Annotated in this window: 23 protein-coding genes; 11 read left to right on the top strand and 12 right to left on the bottom strand. The window is 61.2% G+C overall.

The window, feature by feature from the left end; translation table 11 throughout:
• Nucleotides 1-143 precede the first annotated feature (143 nt).
• Entirely contained in the window at nucleotides 144-884 is a 741-nt protein-coding gene (locus tag ACXX9E_RS16560; RefSeq protein WP_458555734.1) for a tellurite resistance TerB family protein, read from the bottom strand.
• Between the two features lie 259 nt (nucleotides 885-1,143).
• On the opposite strand from ACXX9E_RS16560, the gene pcsA reads away from it, so the two are divergent.
• Nucleotides 1,144-1,866, top strand: coding sequence for a phosphatidylcholine synthase (gene pcsA, locus ACXX9E_RS16555; RefSeq protein WP_123467635.1), 723 nt, complete (start codon nucleotides 1,144-1,146; stop codon nucleotides 1,864-1,866).
• A gap of 65 nt (nucleotides 1,867-1,931) precedes the next feature.
• Here pcsA and ACXX9E_RS16550 read toward each other — a convergent pair whose 3' ends face one another.
• From ACXX9E_RS16550 to ACXX9E_RS16530, 5 genes are all read right to left on the bottom strand, one after another.
• On the bottom strand, nucleotides 1,932-2,744 hold the full coding sequence (locus tag ACXX9E_RS16550) for a class I SAM-dependent methyltransferase (protein ID WP_123467633.1): 813 nt from the start codon (nucleotides 2,742-2,744) through the stop codon (nucleotides 1,932-1,934).
• A gap of 33 nt (nucleotides 2,745-2,777) precedes the next feature.
• Nucleotides 2,778-3,050, bottom strand: a complete 273-nt coding sequence (locus ACXX9E_RS16545) for a DUF4242 domain-containing protein (protein ID WP_123467631.1) — start codon at nucleotides 3,048-3,050, stop codon at nucleotides 2,778-2,780.
• 166 nt (nucleotides 3,051-3,216) lie between these two features.
• Nucleotides 3,217-4,428 (bottom strand): cytochrome c biogenesis protein DipZ, encoded by a 1,212-nt coding sequence (locus ACXX9E_RS16540; protein ID WP_458555733.1) that lies wholly within the window; start codon nucleotides 4,426-4,428, stop codon nucleotides 3,217-3,219.
• 39 nt (nucleotides 4,429-4,467) lie between these two features.
• Nucleotides 4,468-4,722 (bottom strand): hypothetical protein, encoded by a 255-nt coding sequence (locus ACXX9E_RS16535; protein ID WP_128614412.1) that lies wholly within the window; start codon nucleotides 4,720-4,722, stop codon nucleotides 4,468-4,470.
• Nucleotides 4,723-4,749: 27 nt separating this feature from the next.
• Nucleotides 4,750-5,013 carry a DUF2790 domain-containing protein gene (locus ACXX9E_RS16530; RefSeq protein WP_458555732.1) on the bottom strand — a complete coding sequence of 88 codons (264 nt, stop codon included), beginning with the start codon at nucleotides 5,011-5,013 and terminating at the stop codon, nucleotides 4,750-4,752.
• A 296-nt stretch (nucleotides 5,014-5,309) separates the two neighbouring features.
• On the opposite strand from ACXX9E_RS16530, the gene ACXX9E_RS16525 reads away from it, so the two are divergent.
• Entirely contained in the window at nucleotides 5,310-6,050 is a 741-nt protein-coding gene (locus ACXX9E_RS16525; protein ID WP_007919579.1) for a response regulator, read from the top strand.
• The gene (locus tag ACXX9E_RS16520; RefSeq protein WP_336348180.1) at nucleotides 6,047-7,348 is read left to right on the top strand and encodes a sensor histidine kinase; all 1,302 of its coding nucleotides are present in this window, start codon (nucleotides 6,047-6,049) and stop codon (nucleotides 7,346-7,348) included. Before ACXX9E_RS16525 ends, ACXX9E_RS16520 begins: the two co-directional genes overlap by 4 nt.
• A gap of 34 nt (nucleotides 7,349-7,382) precedes the next feature.
• Here the strand turns inward: ACXX9E_RS16520 and ACXX9E_RS16515 are convergent, their stop codons facing one another.
• Both ACXX9E_RS16515 and ACXX9E_RS16510 read right to left on the bottom strand, forming a co-directional pair.
• Nucleotides 7,383-8,153 (bottom strand): HvfC family RiPP maturation protein, encoded by a 771-nt coding sequence (locus tag ACXX9E_RS16515; protein ID WP_458555731.1) that lies wholly within the window; start codon nucleotides 8,151-8,153, stop codon nucleotides 7,383-7,385.
• Entirely contained in the window at nucleotides 8,146-8,985 is an 840-nt protein-coding gene (locus ACXX9E_RS16510) for an HvfB family MNIO-type RiPP peptide maturase (RefSeq protein ID WP_458555730.1), read from the bottom strand. Before ACXX9E_RS16510 ends, ACXX9E_RS16515 begins: the two co-directional genes overlap by 8 nt.
• 301 nt (nucleotides 8,986-9,286) lie before the next feature.
• Here ACXX9E_RS16510 and ACXX9E_RS16505 point away from each other — a divergent pair, with 301 nt between their 5' ends.
• From ACXX9E_RS16505 to ACXX9E_RS16495, 3 genes are all read left to right on the top strand, one after another.
• Nucleotides 9,287-10,165, top strand: a complete 879-nt coding sequence (locus tag ACXX9E_RS16505) for a hypothetical protein (RefSeq protein ID WP_458555729.1) — start codon at nucleotides 9,287-9,289, stop codon at nucleotides 10,163-10,165.
• 185 nt (nucleotides 10,166-10,350) lie between these two features.
• On the top strand, nucleotides 10,351-11,397 hold the full coding sequence (locus tag ACXX9E_RS16500; RefSeq protein WP_123467613.1) for a class I SAM-dependent methyltransferase: 1,047 nt from the start codon (nucleotides 10,351-10,353) through the stop codon (nucleotides 11,395-11,397).
• Between the two features lie 213 nt (nucleotides 11,398-11,610).
• Nucleotides 11,611-12,453, top strand: a complete 843-nt coding sequence (locus ACXX9E_RS16495) for an NAD-dependent protein deacetylase (protein ID WP_458555728.1) — start codon at nucleotides 11,611-11,613, stop codon at nucleotides 12,451-12,453.
• Between the two features lie 19 nt (nucleotides 12,454-12,472).
• Here the strand turns inward: ACXX9E_RS16495 and ACXX9E_RS16490 are convergent, their stop codons facing one another.
• Nucleotides 12,473-13,348 carry a LysR family transcriptional regulator gene (locus tag ACXX9E_RS16490; protein WP_123467609.1) on the bottom strand — a complete coding sequence of 292 codons (876 nt, stop codon included), beginning with the start codon at nucleotides 13,346-13,348 and terminating at the stop codon, nucleotides 12,473-12,475.
• Between the two features lie 174 nt (nucleotides 13,349-13,522).
• On the opposite strand from ACXX9E_RS16490, the gene ACXX9E_RS16485 reads away from it, so the two are divergent.
• Genes ACXX9E_RS16485 through ACXX9E_RS16475 form a run of 3 tightly spaced genes read left to right on the top strand, consistent with a single transcriptional unit; the run spans nucleotide 13,523 to nucleotide 16,106 of the window.
• Entirely contained in the window at nucleotides 13,523-14,221 is a 699-nt protein-coding gene (locus ACXX9E_RS16485) for a CoA transferase subunit A (RefSeq protein WP_103306907.1), read from the top strand.
• Nucleotides 14,222-14,247: 26 nt separating this feature from the next.
• Nucleotides 14,248-14,913 (top strand): CoA transferase subunit B, encoded by a 666-nt coding sequence (locus tag ACXX9E_RS16480; protein ID WP_025111273.1) that lies wholly within the window; start codon nucleotides 14,248-14,250, stop codon nucleotides 14,911-14,913.
• Nucleotides 14,914-14,924: 11 nt separating this feature from the next.
• A complete protein-coding gene (locus ACXX9E_RS16475; protein WP_186747384.1) occupies nucleotides 14,925-16,106 on the top strand; it encodes an acetyl-CoA C-acetyltransferase in 1,182 nt (393 codons plus the stop codon).
• 249 nt (nucleotides 16,107-16,355) lie between these two features.
• On the opposite strand, the gene ACXX9E_RS16470 is transcribed toward ACXX9E_RS16475, so the two are convergent.
• Nucleotides 16,356-17,675 carry an Nramp family divalent metal transporter gene (locus ACXX9E_RS16470; protein ID WP_186747381.1) on the bottom strand — a complete coding sequence of 440 codons (1,320 nt, stop codon included), beginning with the start codon at nucleotides 17,673-17,675 and terminating at the stop codon, nucleotides 16,356-16,358.
• A gap of 79 nt (nucleotides 17,676-17,754) precedes the next feature.
• Nucleotides 17,755-18,291, bottom strand: a complete 537-nt coding sequence (locus tag ACXX9E_RS16465) for a chalcone isomerase family protein (RefSeq protein ID WP_186747379.1) — start codon at nucleotides 18,289-18,291, stop codon at nucleotides 17,755-17,757.
• 147 nt (nucleotides 18,292-18,438) lie between these two features.
• Here ACXX9E_RS16465 and ACXX9E_RS16460 point away from each other — a divergent pair, with 147 nt between their 5' ends.
• Both ACXX9E_RS16460 and ACXX9E_RS16455 read left to right on the top strand, forming a co-directional pair.
• Complete coding sequence (locus ACXX9E_RS16460; RefSeq protein ID WP_186747377.1) at nucleotides 18,439-19,221, top strand: hypothetical protein; 783 nt, start codon at nucleotides 18,439-18,441, stop codon at nucleotides 19,219-19,221.
• A gap of 109 nt (nucleotides 19,222-19,330) precedes the next feature.
• Nucleotides 19,331-19,894 (top strand): DcrB/PsbP domain-containing protein, encoded by a 564-nt coding sequence (locus ACXX9E_RS16455; protein WP_123467599.1) that lies wholly within the window; start codon nucleotides 19,331-19,333, stop codon nucleotides 19,892-19,894.
• Here the strand turns inward: ACXX9E_RS16455 and ACXX9E_RS16450 are convergent.
• Complete coding sequence (locus tag ACXX9E_RS16450; protein ID WP_322374275.1) at nucleotides 19,884-20,600, bottom strand: alpha/beta hydrolase; 717 nt, start codon at nucleotides 20,598-20,600, stop codon at nucleotides 19,884-19,886. The two genes, ACXX9E_RS16455 and ACXX9E_RS16450, sit on opposite strands and share 11 nt — an antisense overlap.
• Nucleotides 20,601-20,654: the final 54 nt, after the last annotated feature.

The following is a 20,654-nucleotide window of genomic DNA, read 5'->3' as shown; positions in this document are numbered from 1 at the left end:
CCTCTACAGCAGCAGAGAGGTGACGCCTGCGAAAAATTCAATCGACGTGAAAATTGCCCGGACGGACGGAGCCCCCGCCCCCCTGCTCTCCCCTGTGCAGGAGCTGCCGAAGGTTCGGACCGCGATCGGACGATCCTTGGCTTTCAGGCCGTGCCCTTGACCTGTTCCTCCAGATGCACCTGCAACTGCGGATCGATCTGCAAGGCCGCCGCCAGTTCATCCAGATAATTACGCTCGGCCGCTTGCTGGTCATCCACCAGCATTACGCTGGCCAGGTACATTTCGGCGGCAACCGCCGGATCACCTTGTGCCGATTGGGCAACTTCCGCCGGATCCAGCGGTTTGGCGAACTCGGCGTCGAGCCATTGCTGCAACTGCGGGTCCTCGGCGTGTTTGCCGATTTCGCAGCTGATCCGGTCTCTTTCCGCTTGATCAATGCGTCCGTCAGCCTTGGCCGCCGCGATCAAGGCGCGCAGCACCGCATGGCTGTGTTCTTCAATGTCGGGGCCGGCCAGCAGGTTGGCTGTTTGCGGGGTTTGCTGCGGTGCCGCGCTGGCCTGGCTGCGTTGCCAGGCCTGATACGCCTGGAACGCCATCATCCCCAGCGACGCCAACGCAGCGTAATTGGTAGCGCCGGAACGGCTTTGCGTACCACCACCCCCGAGCATGCCCCCCAGCCCACCGCCACCGCCAAGCAGCCCGCCGAGCAAACCACCCAATCCGCCCAGCCCGCCGGGCACCGCCGAACCGCCGCCACTGGCCGAACCGCCACCCAACAGACCGCCCAGCAATCCACCCAGACCGCCACCGGCCGAAGCGCTTTCCTGTTGTCCCGCCGAGGCCTGGCCTCGCAGCAGTTGTTCGAGCAAATCGCTGGTGTTCATGACGTCATCCTCCGGCGTTGGTATTGGCCGCGTCTGGCAACGATAGACCGGTGCGGCTATTGCGCCAGCACCGTTTGGCCGACGCACCATCCGCTGAATCATTTCGCCCAACGCATTTTTTGGCGGCCAGCTAAGATTCATGGCAGGTGAACCTTATCCCGGCCAGACCGGTCGATAGCTGCAACCCCGACCCGGTTTGCCGGCGCCCTTCTGAACGAGGGTGATAACCGGCTTGCTTCACTTTCTGGAGAACGCCCCCGTGATATCGACTCTACACATCGCCAGGCTCAAAGCATGGGGCGCCCATGGTTTTACCGCGACCGGCGTGGTCACCGCCTTCCTCGCCACCCTCGCCCTGCTGGAAAACCAGCCGACCCACTGCCTGATGTGGCTGGGCGTGGCGCTGATCGTCGACGGCCTCGACGGTGCGCTGGCACGCAAGGTCAACGTGCAATCGGTACTGCCGAGTTTCGACGGCTCGATCCTCGACCTGGTGATCGACTACCTGACGTACGTTTTCATCCCTGCCCTGTTCATCTATCGCTACATTCCGTTGCCGGACTACACATTGCTGCTGACCGTGTCGCTGATTCTGGTGTCGTCACTGTTTTGTTTCTGCAACGTCAACATGAAGAGCAAGGACAACTATTTCGTCGGTTTCCCCGCAGCGTGGAACGTGGTGGCGCTGTGTCTGTACATCATCGGCCCGGGGCCGTGGATCACGTTCCTCACCGTGATCGGCCTGGCGCTGTTGACGGTGACGCGAATGAAGTTCCTGCACCCGTTCCGCGTGCGCCGGTTCATGCCGATCAACATTGCGGTGACGGCGATCTGGCTGCTGTGCAGCCTGTCGCTGGTGCTCAACCATCCGCTGATCAACCCGCTGGTGATGGGGTTGTGGTTGCTGATGTCGGCGTACTTCCTGGGCATCTGCATCTGGCGCACGGCGCTGGAGTGGTTTGATCGGGCCCAGTTGAAATAGGCCATCCGCCGCAACACATCTCCTCTGCAGGCTCGCGCCTGCAGAGGACGTTCGCTTTTGCGTGATCAGCGTTTGGTGATCACCACCTCCAGATACTCGCTCGGCACCACCAGCGATGCCTCCCCCGCTCGATTCGAGCGGTTGAGCAAATCCGCCAGATCACTCTCCAGTGCCTGACCGCTCTCTGGCGGCAGCGCCGCGAAGGCCTTGTGCACCGGCCCGTACCAATGACGAAAGATGTCGATGAAATGCAGCGCCGAGCGATAACGGAAATTGAAGGTGCGCCGGGTCACTTGCACGACAAAATCGTGATCGTTGAAATGCGTATGCAGCCAGGCTTCGGTGCCCCAGTTTGCCGGCGGCTGGGCTACGGGCGGCGGTGGCAGATGGCGGCTGAGGGTCTTGAACATCTGGCCGACAAAACCTTCTGGGGTCCAGTTGGCCAGACCGATCCGTCCGCCCCGACGACAGACCCGCGCCAGTTCGGCGGCGGCCTGGGCCTGATCGGGTGCGAACATCACGCCGAAGGTCGACAGCACCGCGGCAAAACTGTCGTCGGCAAACGGCAAGGCTTCGGCATCGGCCACCTGAAAGGTCACGTCCAGATGTTCGGCCCGGGCGCGATCCTGGCCGCGTTCGAGCAAGGCCGCGACATAATCGGTCGAGGTCACCAGACAGCCGCGCCGCGCCGCCGCCAGTGTGGCGTTGCCGTTGCCGGCGGCAACGTCCAGCACCTCCTCGTCGCAACGCAGGTCGCAGGCCTCGGCGAGGTTTTCGCCGACGATTTGCAAGGTGGTACCGATCACGGCGTAATCGCCGCTGGCCCAGGCGACTTTCTGGCGTTCTTTCAGGGCTGTCAGATCAATCGGGGTACTCATGGCGTCGAGCTCCGCGGCAGGTTGAAGCCGACATCATTCGGCGGTCGTCGGATCGATGACCGTCATCACCCGCGCCACGCTGTTGGCCGGGAAACCACCCAGCCGGGCATGCTCGCGCACTTGCGCTTCATCGGGAGCGATGTACACGCAATAGACTTTGTCGGCGGTGACGTAGCTCTGCAGCCACTGCACTTGCGGCCCGAGTTCACGTAGCGCCTGGCAGGATGTTTGCGACACGGCCTTGAGTTCTTCTTCCGACAGCTTTCCGGCTCCTGGAATCTCGCGTTCAATCACGAATTTCGGCATGGCAACCTCGCGTTCTTGTTATGTGGCAGGACCGGCAGTAGCCCTGTTCAATCACTATCGCGCCGAGTCCCGCCGGCGTCCCTGCCGGTCGTCCGGCGAAGCGGAATTAACCGGGCTTTGCCGATGAGTGGCGTGAATCTGTTAAGCCGTTGTAACAGCTCCTGCCTCAGGCTGCGGGGGCTTTGGCCTCTTCCAGCAACTGGCGGATCATCTGCTCCTGCGCCTCGTAGCGGCCTTCGCCGAAATGGCTGTAACGCACCTGCCCCTTGGCATCGATCAGGTAGTGCGCGGGCCAGTACTGATTATCGAAGTGACGCCAGATCGCGTAATCATTGTCGATTGCCACCGGGTAGCTGATGCCGAGCTTGCGCACCTGCGCCTTGACGTTGTCGATGATGCGCTCATAGCCGTATTCCGGGGTGTGCACACCGATCACCACCAGGCCGTCCTTCTGGTACTTCTGCGCCCAGTCTTTGACGTAAGGCAAGGTGTGCTGACAGTTGATGCAGTCGTAGGTCCAGAAATCCACCAGCACCACTTTGCCGCGCAGGGATTCGGCGCTCGGCTCCGGGGAGTTGAGCCACTGCACGGCGCCGGACAACGACGGCATCGCGCCCTTGCTGTCGTTCTGCATCGAGTCGGCGCGGACTTTGCTGACCAGGTAATCGACCACTTTCGGCACGTTTTCCAGCACGCTGTTTTCGACGCTGGCGACACCTTCGGAAGACGTTCCGGCCAGTAACGTCTTGTCTGCCCCGGTGGCAATCACCGCCGCCGCAGCCAACACGGCAACACCTGCCCCGCGACGAAACCAGCCCGTGAACGGGATCGACGGTTTCAGCCGGTTGACCAGCCCGCGCCCGGCGAAAATCAAAGTGCCCAACGCCAACGCACTGCCTGCGCCATACGCCAGCAACAACAGACTGGTGTGAGCGTTAGCGCCTTGCAGCATCGCCCCGGTGAGGATCACGCCAAGGATCGGACCGGCACACGGCGCCCACAGCAGTCCGGTGGCAACACCGAGCAGGATCGAGCCCGTCGACCCGGCCGTCTTGCGGTTGTCGGCATCAAGGCGATTGCCGAGCAGGACCAACGGCCGGGTCAGCCAGTCGCCGATGCGTGCCGAGATCAGCGCCAGGGCGAACGCGATCATCACGAGCAACGCCACCTGCCGCCCGGTGTTACTGGCCTGAATCACCCATTCGCTGCTGACCACAGCCAGGCTGGAGATCAGCGCAAAAGTCAGGGCCATGCCACCGAGGGTCAGCAGGATCGACGAGCGCCGGCGGTTGGCGCCGGCGAACAGGAACGGCACCACCGGCAAAATGCAGGGACTGAGGACGGTCAGCAGACCGCCGAGGAATGCAATGAGATACATGATGATCACCCTGTGTAAATGTGCGCCCTTGTGGAGGGCTCAGGCGCTCTGGCTTTGCAGCCACTGGCCCTGCGGTGTGCGGCTTGCGCCGTTCTCGGCAAACATCTGGCCCTGCGGCGTGCGGCTGGCACCGTCGGCGGCGAGCGAGCTATCAATGCTCTGTCTGGCCATCGGCGTCAGCTGCAAGCAACTGCCGCCGTGGCAGCTATTCTGTTCAACCGACGCATCGGCATGGGCAGCGAAGCCGCTGAGGGAAAAGGCGATGGCGGTCAAAAAACGCGAGACGTTGTGCATGGTGATTCTCCAGAGAATTGAAATGACTCAGTTGTCGTTGTTGCAGCCGTCGGCGAACTTGCGGTAATCCAGCACCTGCGTGGCGCCGGTCGAGTCGAGATACGTCATGCGCGCATCGACGATGCCGCAGGTCACCGAGTCGTCCTGGGTCAGCAAGATCACCTGGCGGATGTCCAGAGGCGTGCCGTAGGTGTAGGTTCGCGGGGTAACATCGGCTTCGGCACGGGCTGCAAAGGTGCAGATGTTGAGGGCGGCAAACAGGCCGGCGGCCATCGCGGTTTTACTGATCATGGGAGTTTCCTCAAGGCGTCAATGGGTTTGAGCCGAGGCCATCTGTGTGTGCCTCGATGGAGCCTATTTGAGGCTCGCGAGGTATCGCGGGTGTGTCGGAAAACCGCGCGGATAAATCGTTACGTATCCCTGCCGGTCGGGGATACACAACGATACAAAACCCGGGGAGGCGGCCGTTTTTGCCTCGCCGTGTATCCGTGCTCACGCTGGATACACTGCAATACAAAGGCCTGCAGGCGGGTCGTCGATGGCGCTATAAACTGCACGGCATTCCCCTTTGCTGGAGGTTTGAACCGATGGACCATGTCGATCACATTCTCATCGTCGACGACGACCGCGAGATCCGCGAACTGGTGGGCAACTACCTGAAAAAAAACGGCCTGCGCACCACCGTGGTCGCCGATGGCCGGCAGATGCGCAGCTTTCTCGAAGCGAACACGGTCGACCTGATCGTGCTCGACATCATGATGCCCGGCGACGATGGCCTGCAGTTGTGCCGCGAACTGCGGGTGGGCAAACACAAGGCCACGCCGGTGCTGATGCTGACCGCGCGCAATGATGAAACCGACCGCATCATCGGCCTGGAAATGGGCGCGGACGATTACCTGACCAAACCCTTCGCCGCCCGTGAGTTGCTCGCGCGGATCAACGCCGTGCTGCGGCGCACACGGATGCTGCCGCCCAACCTGGTGGTGACCGAGGCCGGCCGCCTGCTGGCCTTCGGGCGCTGGCAACTGGACACGTCGGCGCGGCACCTGCTGGACAAGGACGGCACCATGGTCGCCCTCAGCGGCGCCGAATACCGCTTGCTGCGGGTATTTCTCGATCACCCGCAACGGGTACTCAGCCGTGATCAACTGCTCAACCTGACCCAGGGCCGTGACGCCGACCTGTTCGACCGTTCCATCGACTTGCTGGTCAGCCGTTTGCGTCAACGGCTGCTGGATGACGCGCGCGAACCGGCGTACATCAAGACCGTGCGCAGCGAAGGTTATGTATTCTCGCTGCCGGTCGAAATCCTCGGGGCGCCGGCATGAGCCTCAACCTGCATTGGCCGCGCACGCTGACTTCGCGAGTGTGGCTGATTTTTCTGATCGGCATGATCCTGGCCCAGGCGTTGTCATTCGGCGCGCAGTATTACGAGCGCTACCAGATGGCCAGGAACACCATGCTCGGCAATCTGCAGACCGACGTGTCAACCTCGATTGCGATCCTCGACCGCTTGCCCGCCGAGGAACGCCCGGCGTGGCTGTCGCGTCTGGCCCGGACCAATTACGCCTATCTGCTCAATGCAGGTGAAGCGGGCGTGCCGATCAAGGCCGGCGACGTGCCGATTGCCGTCACCTCGATCACCGACGCCATCGGCGAACACTATCCATTGACCTTCACCGACATTCCCGGACCGAAAAAACACTTTCAGGGGCATCTGCGCCTGAGCGATGGCAGCCCGGTAACCATAGATGTGCGGCCGTCGATGGTGCCGCTGTCGCCGTGGCTGCCGGCGGTGTTGCTCGGCCAACTGGCGCTGATGATCGCCTGCACCTGGCTGGCAGTGCGGATTGCAATCAGCCCCCTCACCCGCCTCGCCAACGCCGTGGAAACCCTCGACCCCAATGCCCATCCGATCAACCTCGACGAGCAAGGCCCTACCGAAGTGGTCTACGCGGCCCGCGCCTTCAACACGATGCAAGCCCGTATCGCCGCCTACCTGAGAGAGCGCATGCAATTGCTTGCCGCCATTTCCCACGACCTGCAAACGCCGATCACCCGGATGAAGCTGCGCGCCGAGTTCATGGACGACTCGGCGGAAAAGGACAAGCTGTGGAACGACCTTGGCGAGATGGAACATCTGGTGCGCGAAGGCGTGGCGTATGCGCGCAGCATCCATGGCTCAACTGAAGAAAGCCGCCGCACCAACATGGATTCGTTTCTCGAAAGCCTGGTGTTCGACTATCAGGACATGGGCAAGGACGTGCAACTGATCGGCAAGAGTGAAGTGGTCATCGACACCCGCCCACATGCGTTGCGCCGGGTATTGGTGAACCTGACCGACAACGCCCTGAAGTTCGCCGGCGCGGCTGAGGTGTGGGTCGAAGCAAACAACGGCAGCCTGAGGCTGACCGTCATGGATCGCGGCCCGGGCATTGCCGAGGCCGAACTGCAGCAGGTGATGGAACCGTTCTACCGCGTGGAAAACTCGCGCAACCGCGAAACCGGCGGCACCGGGCTGGGGCTGGCGATCGCGCACCAACTGGCGATGGCACTGGGGGGCTCGCTGAGCCTGAGCAACCGCGAGGGCGGCGGGCTGTGCGCGGAACTGAAGCTGCCGCTCTGACCTGTGGGAGCAGGCAAGCCCGCTCCCACAGGGCTTACGGAGTCTCTGGAATCACGATGTCGGCCCCAACTACGCGGTCTTCGTGCAACTGCTGCAACAATGCCAAACCACTGTCCATGAATGACGCATTGCCCAACTCGCCGGCCTCTTGCGCCAGACCGTGCAACTGCTCGCGCCCGGTCAAAACAGGGTACTCACCGATCCGCTGCAACAACCGCCAGGCCAAGGGGCTCAACTCAGCAAACCTGACGCTGAAATCCGCAGTGCGGCGTACCAGCAACAGGGTCGGTTGGGCCGGGGCTACGGCGGGTTGAAGGTCCGGCGACAGCCGTTGCACCGGCCACACATACGCCAACGGCCAGGCCAGCGCCGATACCCGTAGTGGACGTTCCAGCAGCAAGCCTTGGTCTGTTGGTGGTAACGGCTCGGCGTCTGATTGCTGCAGTACCATCTCTACCCATTCGTAGTGCGCCAGTTCCAGCAGAAAGGGTGGCCACTCACCTTCACTCGTGACCTCGAGCTCGGCCGCGAGAAACCCGACAAACGCCTCGGCGATCTCAGCAAACTTCGGCGTTTGCGCGCGGCACTCGCGCAGAAAGCCGCGCACCAGTGCCCGCCAGCGGGTTTCGCCAATGATCCGGATCAGCACCGGAAACGTCGGGCTCAGCAGCGCCGAGACGTTGTTGAACACCAGATTCCGGTACACCGTGACCCGCGCCGGGTTCATGTTGGCCGGCAACGGCTGATGGTCGGGGTCACGTAAGTACGCGGTGAGCGCCTGCTGTTGCTGCATCAGGTTATCCATGACGAATCTCCCGATTCTGCAAGTGGCGAATAGTCTGCAACTCGGCCACCAGTTCGGAAAACACCGGGAAATTGAAATCCCGCTCAAGCAACGTTGGCTGGACACCGAACCGAGCATAGGCGTCGCCCAGCAACGCCCAGACCACCGGTTTCACCGAGGCACCATGGGTGTCGATTTTCAACGTGTCCGACTCATCGAAATGCCCGGCCACGTGCATGCCGACCACCCTGCCCGGCTCGACCCCGGCGAGAAACCGGTGTGGGTCGAAGCCGTGGTTGATCGAATTGACGTAGACGTTATTCACGTCCAGCAGCAGGTCGCAATCGGCCTCGCGCAGCACCGCGTTGGTGAACGTCACCTCGTCCATGCCCTGACGTGGCGCGGCATAGTAAGAGACATTTTCCACCGCCAGACGCCGCCCCAGAATGTCCTGAGACTGGCGGATCCGCGCGGCGACGTGATGCACCGCCTCTTCGGTGAATGGCAACGGCAGCAGATCGTAGAGATGACCGTCGTCGCTGCAGTAGCTCAGGTGTTCGCTGTACAACGGCACTTGATGGTGGTCAAGAAACGCCCGGACTTCTTCGAGAAAACCGACGTCGAGCGGCGCCGATCCGCCAAGCGACAACGACAAGCCGTGGCAAGCCAATGGATAACGCTCGGCCAGTTCGTGCAACGCCGCGCCGTGGGCACCGCCAACGCCAATCCAGTTTTCCGGGGCGACTTCGAGAAAGTCGAAAACACCGCTATGGGCAGCTCGCAGGTCTTTCAACAAGCCTCGTCGCAGGCCGAGTCCGACTCGGGCAAGTGCAGATGGATGAACAATATGCATGGGGCTGTCCCTCTGTTGGCGCATCAGCGTGATGGCGATCAAAAGGTCAACCTAAACAGTGTATGTATCGCGGTTGTTTCGACGACGAAGTCGAATGCACAGGTTATGTATCTGTGATCGCGCTGTATTCATTGAGATACAGATCATCGGTTTATCGAAGGCAATCCCGCGTCAAAATTAACAAAACAGAATAAAAATTTATTTTTTATACCTGTCAACTTTGACAGTTATGCGTAGCAGGCACCGCCACTACACTGGCGCCTCATTCTTTCGTAATGCCCTCGAGAAAGGAATCCAGAACATGAATAGCAAAATGTCCATCACGCAAGGAACAGTAGCCGCCACGGGCACGCTTACCGCCAAAAGCGCCGGCGAGCCGGATTTCCAGGCCAATAGCGGACTTTCAATTGAAAAACTGCCAACCCATTGGGAAATAAACGCCACTCATATCAGCGGCAACAGCTATCGCTACATGACTTTTGTTATCCCTCTGAACCTCGGAGGCAATGGCGTACCCATGAATTATTCGCTTGTTTCTGGCAGCGATAAAAATCTGGCGCACGCTCATTACTTTTCCCAAGACATCTTAGTGGTCTCGACCGAAGGATTATTGTCCATTCAATACTTCGAATCCGAGCAGCGAATGGTCGGTACGTTTAACTTCAAGGGCAATATTGGAGGCCAGGAATATATCTTGAGTGAGGGCAAGTTCGATCTGCAGGACATTACCCGCACTTCGGCGGCAGACAAGCTTCAGCAGCATGAGTTTTTCGCTAAACTTGAAGGAGGTATTTATCATGAGTTCAAGTCCGACGAGGTTGAAATCTCCTTTCAAGAAAACACGCAAACATTTGCAGTGGTCGCCAATCAGAGAGTCTGGGAATTAGACCCACCAAAACCGCACCGCGTAACGCTGTTCATTGCAGCAGGGCTAAAAAAAGGAAAGTACACGTTTGAAACAGGTGATCTAAACATTCGGGCGGCCTATCTGGATTTGCTGGGGAGCGCTTACCTGGCGGTCGAAGGGACACTGGAGCTTAAGGAAGATCCATCCGTGGAGCGAATCGAAGCCACGCTGGAGTTCACCGGAAAAACGCTCTCGCTTCCTGAAAGAGTGGCCAAGCTATCCAATGGCGTGTTGAGCCAGACGCCTGCCTCCAAGAAGCGTACAAAAGCCTGAAAAACGATCGCTTCATGGCATTGGAGGGCTAGACTTGTTGCATAGCCCTCAAGAGTAAAATCTGGGCGATGAATCCAGCAGTGGTTCATCGCTCAAACCCAAGACGACCACTGCCCGATGGCGCACGCCTCGACCCTCGATCCTTGACGCCGCCGGACTGTGATCCTGTTTCAGGAGCACACGTGATGGACGAGGCCCGACTCAACGAATTCATGGGAAAACTGATCAACGACATGGGCGGCGCGGCGATGCTGGCTAATGTCATCGTCGGCGAAGAACTCGGGTTGTACCGGGCCATGGCCGACAGTCAGCCGATCAGCCCCGAAGCACTCGCTGCGAAAACCACCTGTAACCCGCGTCTGGTTCGCGAATGGCTCAGCGCCCATGCCGCTTCAGGCTACATGGAGCATCACGACGGGCAATTCCGCCTGCCGGAAGAACATGCCCTGGCATTGGCCCTGGAAGACTCACCGGTGTACGTCGCCGGCGGTCTGGGCGTGGTGGCGTCGTTTTTCCATGACAAGGATAAACTGGTGAAAGCCATGCGCGGCAACGGCGCCTTGCCCTGGGGCGATCACCATCCGTGCATGTTCACCGGCACCGAACGGTTCTTTCGCCCCGGTTACAAGGGGCATTTGATCGCCGAATGGCTGCCGGCACTGGACGGTGTGGTGGCCAGGCTTGAGGCAGGCGCCAAGGTCGCCGACGTCGGCTGCGGCCACGGCGCCTCGACAGTGATCATGGCTCAGGCGTTTCCCAACTCGCGTTTCGTCGGTTTCGACAACCACACGCCCTCGATCACCGTGGCTACCCAGCGCGCCGAAGAAGGCGGTGTCAGCAGCCGGGCGAAGTTCTTTCAGGGCACGGCAAAAAATTACCCCGGCGACGACTATGACCTGATCTGCTATTTCGACTGTCTGCATGACATGGGCGACCCGGTCGGCGCCGCACGCCATGCCTACGACTCGCTGAAGGACGACGGCACGGTGCTGCTGGTCGAACCGTTCGCCAACGATACGCTGGATGACAACATCAACCCGGTCGGCCGACTGTTCTACGCGGCGTCGACCTTCATCTGCACACCGAATTCCCTGTCGCAAGAGGTCGGCCTCGGGCTCGGCGCACAAGCCGGGGAAATGCGCCTGCGCAAAGTGTTTGCCGAAGCCGGCTTCAAGCAGTTCCGGCGGGCCACGCAGACACCGTTCAATCTGATTCTGGAGGCGCGCAAATAGCCCGGAGACAAGCTATTGACCGTGTGGGAGAAATCTGTGGCGAGGGCGCTTGCTTGCGCTCGGCGGCGAAGCCGTCGGCGGTTTTGGGGCCGCTGCGCGCCCCGGCGGGAGCAAGCCCCCGCGCCATGGAAAACCGCTCCCCCCAGCCAGACTCCCTCGCTATGGAAGGTCAGTGCTAACCTGCAAGGCATTCATCTGCCCGGAGTGCTGACCATGCTCGACAGCCCGATCCGCGACCACCTCGACACCTTGCAACAAGCGATGGCTGACGGCGACTTTCTGGTGCTGACCGGCGCCGGCATCAGCACGCCGTCGGGGATTCCGGATTATCGCGACAGCGACGGCGTGCGCCGGGGGCGCCAGCCGATGATGTATCAGGAATTCCTCGCGGCCCCGGAATCACGCCGGCGCTATTGGGCGCGGGCCATGCTCGGCTGGCCACGGGTGCGGCAGGCGCGGCCGAATGCAGCGCATGAGGCTCTGGCCCGTTTGCAGACGCATGGGCGGATCGGCGGATTGATCACGCAGAACGTCGACACCCTGCACGATCAGGCCGGCAGTCAGGACGTGATCGAACTGCACGGCAGCCTGCACCGGGTGCTGTGCCTGGATTGTGGCCAGCGCAGTGAGCGCGATGCCATTCAGCGCTTGATGGAGATGCACAACCCGTATCTGGCCGGCGTCGATGCCGTGCAGGCGCCGGACGGCGATACCCTGCTCGACCCCGCGTTCGAAGCCCGGTTTCAGGTGCCGCACTGTCCACATTGCGCGGGCGAGCGAATGAAGCCGGATGTGGTGTTTTTTGGCGAGAACGTCGCGCAGCAAACCGCCGCGCGGGCGCTGGCGGCGGCGGAACGCGCGGCCGGGATGTTGGTGGTGGGCTCGTCGTTGATGGCCTATTCGGCCTTTCGCCTGTGTCGGGTGATTGCCGATCGGGGCAAGCCGCTGATTGCGATCAACCTGGGCAAGACTCGCGCAGATGACCTGCTGTCATTGAAAATCGAAGCCTCATGCGAACAACTCCTGCCCCTGCTGACACAACGCCTGCTCACCTGACACACAAAATCCCGCGGCTTCAGTGCTCAGCCTTGAGGATATCGAACAGCGCCTGTGCCGCCGCCGACAGTTCATTTCCGGGTTCGGTCAACACGCCGATCGCCCGCTCCACCGAGTCATCCAGGGTCAGGCAACGGGCACCCAGTTCTTGCATCTGCTCGGCACACAACGCCGGTACGGCACTGACACCAAGGCCACTGGCGACCATGCGCCCGACCGTCGCCAACTGATGGCTTTCGAACTCCACCGGCAATTTCAGGCCGCGCGCCTGCAAGTGTTCTTCGAGCATCACTCGTACTGTCGATGGCCGCTGCAAGGTGATGAACGGCTGCTGCAGCAAGGTTTGCCAGTCGATAGCGGTGCGCGCCGCCAATGGCGAATCCTGCGCCACCACGGCCACGAAGCGATCCCTGTACAACGGCGTGAAGGTCATCGAGGTGCTTTGCATCGGCTCGAACGCCACGCCCAGCTCCACTTGCCGATCGCGGACCATCTCCAGCACCTGCTCGTTGATCACGTCGTTGACCGTCACGTTGACGTTCGGATAGCGCGCACGAAACGTCTTGAGGATCGGCGGCAGCAGGTTGCCGGCGAACGACGGCATCGCCGCCAGCGTCACCCGTCCGCGTTGCAGGCTGAAGCGCTGACGCATTTCGTCTTCGGCGTTGTCCCAGTCGGCAATCAGCCGCCGGGCCAGCGGCAACAGGGATTCACCTTCCGCCGTCAGCGCCACGTTGCGCGTATTGCGGCTGAACAGGCGCCCGCCGAGGCCCTCCTCCAGCGCCTTGATGGTCAGGCTCAACGCCGATTGCGACAGGTGCAGGCGCTCGCAGGCCACCGCAAAACTCAGGCTCTGGGCCACGGCGAGAAAGGCACGGATCTGCTTGATGGTCATGTCGCTTCGCTCCAGTTGTAAGCTCCAGGCGTCAAGCTGCAAGCTATAACGCGACGAATTATTGAGTTTTATCTATCAATCAACCTTAAAAATCAACTTAACAAATATATCCACCAGCGAGACACTCCAGTCATTCGGCTAGCCAGCCGCCCGCAAATAATAAAAGAGGTGCATATGGCAGGTTTCGACAAGCGCGTGAGTTCCTACGAGGAAGCCCTCGCCGGGCTGGAAGATGGCATGACCGTTATCGCCGGCGGCTTCGGTCTGTGCGGCATTCCGGAAAACCTGATCGCCGAGATCAAGCGCAAAGGCACCCGCGACCTGACTGTGGTTTCCAACAACTGCGGCGTCGACGGTTTCGGCCTCGGCGTGCTGTTGACCGATCGCCAGATCAGCAAAGTCATCGCCTCCTACGTCGGCGAAAACAAGCTGTTCGAAGAGCAACTGCTCAAGGGCGAGATCGAAGTCATCCTGACCCCGCAAGGCACCCTCGCCGAGAAAATGCGCGCCGGCGGCGCCGGCATTCCGGCCTTCTTCACCGCCACCGGCGTCGGCACCCCAGTGGCCGAAGGCAAGGAAGTGCGTGAGTTCAAAGGGCGCAAGTACCTGATGGAAGAGTCCATCACCGGCGACTTCGCCATCGTCAAAGGCTGGAAAGCCGACCATTTCGGCAACGTCATCTACCGTCACACCGCGCAGAACTTCAACCCGCTGGCTGCCACCGCCGGCAAGATCACCGTGGTTGAAGTCGAAGAAATCGTTGAACCCGGCGAGCTGGATCCGTCGCAGATCCACACCCCCGGCATCTACGTCGACCGGGTCATTTGCGGCACGTTCGAAAAACGCATCGAACAGCGCACCATCCGCAAATAACTGAAGCCCAGACGGAGAACAACAACATGGCACTTTCCCGCGAACAAATGGCTCAGCGCGTCGCCCGCGAAATGCAGGACGGCTACTACGTGAACCTTGGCATCGGCATTCCGACCCTGGTCGCCAACTACATTCCCGAAGGCATGGAAGTCATGCTGCAATCGGAAAACGGTCTGCTCGGCATGGGGCCTTTTCCAACCGAAGAAACCATTGATGCCGACATGATCAACGCCGGCAAACAGACCGTGACCGCACGTATCGGGGCGTCGATTTTCAACTCCGCCGAATCCTTCGCGATGATCCGCGGCGGGCATGTCGACCTGACCGTGCTGGGGGCGTTCGAAGTCGACGTCGAAGGCAACATCGCCTCGTGGATGATTCCCGGCAAGCTGGTCAAGGGCATGGGCGGCGCCATGGACCTGGTGGCCGGGGCCGACAACATCATCGTGATCATGACCCACGCGTCCAAGGACGGTGAATCCAAACTGCTGTCCAAATGCAGCCTGCCACTGACCGGTGCCGGTTGCATCAAGCGCGTGCTGACCGACCTCGCTTATCTGGAAATCGAAAATGGCGCTTTTGTCCTCAAGGAACGCGCACCTGGCGTCAGCGTCGAGGAAATCGTCGCCAAAACCGCTGGTAAACTGATCGTCCCGGATCACGTACCGGAAATGCAGTTCGCTGCCCAGTGAGGAATTCGAAAATGCAAGACGTCGTAATTGTTGCCGCCACGCGCACCGCGATCGGCAGTTTCCAGGGCTCCCTGGCCAGCGTGTCCGCGGTGGATCTGGGCGCGGCGGTGATCCGCCAGTTGCTCGAACAAACCGGTCTGGACGGTGCCCAGGTCGATGAAGTGATCATGGGCCAGGTGCTGACTGCCGGCGCCGGCCAGAACCCGGCGCGTCAGGCCGCGATCAAGGCCGGCCTGCCCCACGCCGTACCGGCCATGACCCTGAACAAGGTCTGTGGTTCGGGCCTGAAGGCCCTGCACCTGGGCGCGCAAGCGATCCGTTGCGGTGACGCCGAGGTGATCATCGCCGGCGGTCAGGAGAACATGAGCCTGTCCAACTACGTACTGCCGGGCGCACGCACCGGTCTGCGCATGGGCCATGCGCAAATGGTCGACACCATGATCAGCGATGGTCTGTGGGATGCGTTCAACGATTACCACATGGGCATCACCGCGGAAAACCTGGTCGATAAATACCAGATCAGCCGCGAGCAACAGGACGCTTTCGCCGCAGCCTCGCAGCAGAAAGCCGCTGCCGCCATCGAGGCCGGCCGCTTTGTCGATGAAATCACCCCGATCCTGATTCCGCAGCGCAAAGGCGATCCTGTCGCGTTCAAGGTTGACGAACAACCACGTGGCGACACCACCGCTGAATCGCTGGCGAAACTGCGCCCGGCCTTCAAAAAGGACGGCAGCGTGACGGCCGGCAACGCCTCGTCGCTGAACGACGGCGCCGCTGCGGTGATCCTGATGAGCGCCGAGAAAGCCAAGGCCCTGGGCCTGCCGGTGCTGGCGAAAATTGCCGCCTATGCCAACGCAGGCGTTGATCCGGCGATCATGGGCATCGGCCCGGTCTCGGCTACCCGCCGCTGCCTCGACAAGGCGGGCTGGAACATCGGCCAGCTCGACCTGATCGAAGCCAACGAAGCCTTCGCTGCGCAATCGCTGGCGGTGGCCAAGGATCTGCAATGGGATCTGGACAAGGTCAACGTCAACGGCGGCGCCATCGCCCTCGGTCACCCGATCGGTGCGTCGGGCTGCCGGGTGCTGGTAACCCTGCTGCACGAGATGATCAAGCGTGATGCGAAAAAGGGTCTGGCGACCTTGTGCATCGGCGGTGGTCAGGGCGTGGCGCTGGCGCTGGAACGCGCTTAAACATCGAGTTCAACGGCGGGCGGTGGATCCACGACATCCGCTGCTCGCTGGCAACAAAAACCCGGTGCGACTGGCGTTGCACCGGGTCTTTTTTTGCCTGGATTTTATGTAGGTTTTCATGGCCCCATCGCTGGCAAGCCAGCTCCCACGGTGATTGAGGGTGGATTCAAATTCTTTGTTCACCCCCAAACCCTGTGGGAGCTGGCTTGCCAGCGATGGGGCCATTTCAGTCACCACAAAAACATCTGTTCACACCGCCATCTGCAGAATCAACCACGCGTTCGCCCCACTGATCACCGCAAACAAGCCCCACGCCAGTATCCGGGTCGGCAGGCGATTCACAAACGGCCCCATCAGCTGTCGGTCGTTGGTCATGCGAATCAGCGGATACAGCGCAAACGGCAGTTGCAGGCTCAATACCACCTGACTCAACACCAGCAACTTGCCCACCGCGTTGTCCCCCATCAGCCACACGCCGATGAACGCCGGAATCAGTGCCAGCCCGCGGGTGATCAAACGGCGCTGCCAGCACGGAATTCGCAGGTTCAGGTAGCCTTCCATGATCACCTGCCCGGCGATGGTGCCGGTGAAGGTCGAACTCTGCCCCGAAGCGAGCAGTGCGACACCGAACAGCACGCTGGCCAACGCCCCGCCCACCAGCGGATCGAGCAAGTGATAGGCGTCCTGAATATCCACCACATCGGTATGTCCGGACTGGTGAAATGCCGCTGCCGCGAGAATCAGGATCGCCGCGTTGACCAACAGCGCCAGCGCCAGCGAGCCGATGGTGTCGATGCGTGCCAGCTTCACCGCGTCCTGCTTGCTCGCCAGGTCTTGGCCGATCATGCGTGTCTGTACGATCGAGGTGTGCAGGTAGAGGTTATGCGGCATCACCGTCGCGCCGAGAATGCCGATGGCCAGGTACAACGGTGCCGCATCGCTGATCGCCGCCAGTGACGGTTTGAAGCCTTGAAAGACGTCCGGCCAGTAAGGTTTGATCAGCACCAGTTCGACGAAAAAACACACGCCGATGGTGGCCACCAGCACCAGCATGATCGCTTCCAGGCGGCGAAAGCCCCGGTTTTGCAGGGCCAGCACCAGCAGCGTGTCGAACGCGGTCAGGGCAATGCCGAAGGTCAGCGAACAGCCCAGCAGCAAGTGAAACGCCAGGGCGCAGCCGAGCACTTCGGCCAGGTCGGTGGCAATGATCGAGATCTCCGCCAGCACCCATTGCAAGCGCGCGGTCGGCGTGCTGTAGCGCTCACGAGAAAGTTGCGCCAGGTCGCGGCCGGTGGCGATGCCGAGCCGCGAACACAGGCATTGCACGACCATGCCCGCCAGGCTCGCCAGCAACACCACAAACAACAGGCTATAGCCAAAGCGCGAACCGGCCTCGATGGCGGTTGCCCAGTTGCCCGGGTCCATGTAGCCGATCGACACCAGCAAACCGGGACCGGCGAAACGCAGCACGCGTTTGAAGAACGCGGCATTGGGATCCACCGCCACACTGCCGGCCACTTCCGGCGGGCAAAACGGCGCGGTGGCGATTTTGGGCAAACTGAATTTCACGCACACATCCAGAAACAAGTCGGAAAGACGCAGCTTAGACGTTTCAGCCGAAGCCTTGAAGGGCTGCGATCTTTTGCTCTTAACGACTCACACCGAGTAACTGTTGACGCAACTCGGGGCTGCGGGTTCGCGGATCCAGCCAGATATCGAAAAACGCCCGGGCAAACTGCGGATCATCAATCTCATGCTGCAACTGTTGCCCGACAAAAAACCGTGCGCCCTGTCCCGGCAGGTACACCCCGGTAATTCGTGTGCCGGCCTGCACATCGACGAACGACTGCTGCATCTGAATCTGCCAGCCGGCCAATTGCGCGGGACTGACGCTGCTGCCTGCCAGACGTTTGATTTCATCGACGCTGGCCTTGACCAGGTCATCGCGGGAGATGGTGCGGCGATAGATCAGCTCCAGCGCGAAGGGCTGGCCGTCCGCCAGCGGCCGCGCGGCGCTCCACAAACGCGCGTTGTACACGTCGAAGCCCCACACGCTGAAATCGCCGGTGCCGATGATCTGCGCGCCGGGCACTGCGTCCTGCCAGTTGGCCCAGGTGGGCGTCAGCAATAACGCCCATAAACCGATGCCACAACATCCACGCAGCACCTTGGGTGTTCTGTTCATTGCAATATCGACTCCGGCAAGCCCTGATAGACAGAGCATAGCCGGGGATCGTGCCTCGTACCCTGTATACATATTTTGCGTACATATTCAGCAATCAATTGTCGACAATGCTAACGTAACGCCACTCACCCGGACGGAGACACCTGCGTGCTGATCCTCAAACTGCTGCTGATTCCCGGTTTTCTGCTGCTGATTTCTCTCGCAGGCAAACGCTGGGGGCCGAGCGTGGCCGGGTGGCTGTCGGGGTTGCCGGTGGTGGTCGGGCCGATCCTGTTTTTCCTCGCGATCGAACAAGGCCCGGCGTTTGCCGCGCAGTCAGCGGTGGCCGCGTTGTCGGCGATGTTTGCGATGATTGCGTTCTGCATCACCTACGCTCAGGTCGCGCAACGGGCGAACTGGCCTTCGGCGCTGATGACTTCATTGGCGGTGTGGACCGTGATCGCGTGGGGGTTATCGCTGATTCCGGCGTCGCTGCCGTTCTCCGTGGCCGCCGCGGCGGTCGCATTGCTGTCCTCGCCCTACCTGTTTCCCAAGGTGCAACCGGTACTCAATGGCCCGGCGCCGAAGTCGGACAAATTGATCTGGCGGATGATCGCCGGTGCGGCGCTGACCTTGCTGGTGACGATGCTCGCCAGCACGGTCGGCGAACGCTGGAGCGGCCTGCTCGCGGTGTTCCCGGTGCTCGGCAGCGTGATGGCGGTGTTTTCCCAACAGACCCGCGGGCCGGCATTCACCGCCGCATTGTTGCGGGCGACGGCAACCGGCATGTATTCGTTTTCGGCGTTTTGCCTGGTGTCGGCGCTGACCTTGCCGAGCCTGGGCCTGAGTGGGTTTGCCGTGGGTGTCGCGGTGGCGGTGGCGATGCTCGGCGTGACCCGCAAGCTACTGGCTAAACCGGCCCCGCCCAGACAAGCGCACCCTCAAGCCTGAACCCGTCCCCTGTGGCGAGGACGCGGGTGTTCAGACGGGCCGGGCTGGAGTGATAAGGCGCTGCGTGGGATGATCGCCCGCCTAGCGCGACCATCCACCGGAGATTCGAATGTCATTGCTCAGCAAGAAAGCCGTCGTCCTGTTGCTGGCGGCCGTCGCCGGCCTCGGCGCCATCAACGCTCAGGCAGCCAAGGCCAAGGAAAAAGCCGCCACCGAGAAAGTCTCGATGCTCGGCGGCAAGTTCACGTTCGTGTTGCCCAAGGGCTTCGTCGCCGATCCGCTGCCGGCCAGTCCGAGCGGGGCCGTCGGCACGATGTACACCAACGAAGCCACAAAAACCGTGGTCATCACCGCGGAAAACCGCATTCCCGAAGGCGTTAACGTCAAGGACAACGACGGTGAGTTCCTCGACGCCAGCGTGTCACGGTTCATTGAAGACCAAAGCAAGGCGCTGCCGGACTTCAACAAGCTCAGCGAAAAAAGCCTGACCCGCAAAGGCACCGGCCTTGGTGTGCGGCAGGTCGACAGCACCGCCACCCAGGGCGGCGGGCAGACGCTCAATACCACGTTGCTGGCCGGCTCCGGCACCAGAATGGCACTGGTGCAGGTGATCTCCCGTGCCAGTGACAAGAAAGGTCACGACGCCCTGGTCACCACCCTCCTCAAGGATTGAGCTGCTGCAACCAGCCATTCAGATCCCGCAGTTCGGCCGCACTGATACTGTGGCCGACGCCGGGATAGGCGTGAAATTGCGGTTTGTAGTCGAGCTTCTGCAGCAGCGCATTGGCCTCGGTGCCATCGCGATACGGCACACGATCATCGGCGGTGCCGTGGCCAATGAAGATGTTCAGGGCCAGAGGGGGTTGCCCGGCCTTCAGTTCGCCCTTCAACACCGGCAATAAACGACCGCTCAACGCCGCAATACCACCGACCGCCAGCGGCGACCGCAACCCCACTTCGTAAGTCATCATCGCGCCCTGGCTGAAGCCGATCAGGTACACCTTGTCCGGGCTGGCGTGATATTTCTTCGCGGCCTGGGCGATAAAGTCGCGCAGTTTCCGGCCGCTGACCTTCAGATCATCGGTCTCGCCGTTGTAGGCACCTTCGCCCTTCTTGCGAAACCACTGGTAGCGACCTTCACCCAGCGCCATCGGCGCCTGCACCGACAGGTAGTTGTATTGCGCCGGCAACTGGAACTTCATGCCGATCAGGTCAGCTTCGTTACTGCCGTAACCGTGCAGGAAAATCACCAGCGGCCGCGACTCGGCGTCAGGGTGAACCTGTTCGAGGTAGTTGAGCGGCAGATCGGATTGCAGCGTGACTTGAGCCTGGACGGCGGAAGACGCCAGCAGGGTCAACAGGGCAAATACTTTCAACATAAAGCCTTCCTCACAACGTGTCGGTTCGGGGGGAGCCTGACACCCTGCGGTCAG

Source organism: Pseudomonas sp. GNP014, from assembly GCF_054344005.1.
The sequence above is the reverse complement of the archived record's forward strand: the minus strand, read 5'-3'. Positions and strand labels throughout refer to the sequence as shown.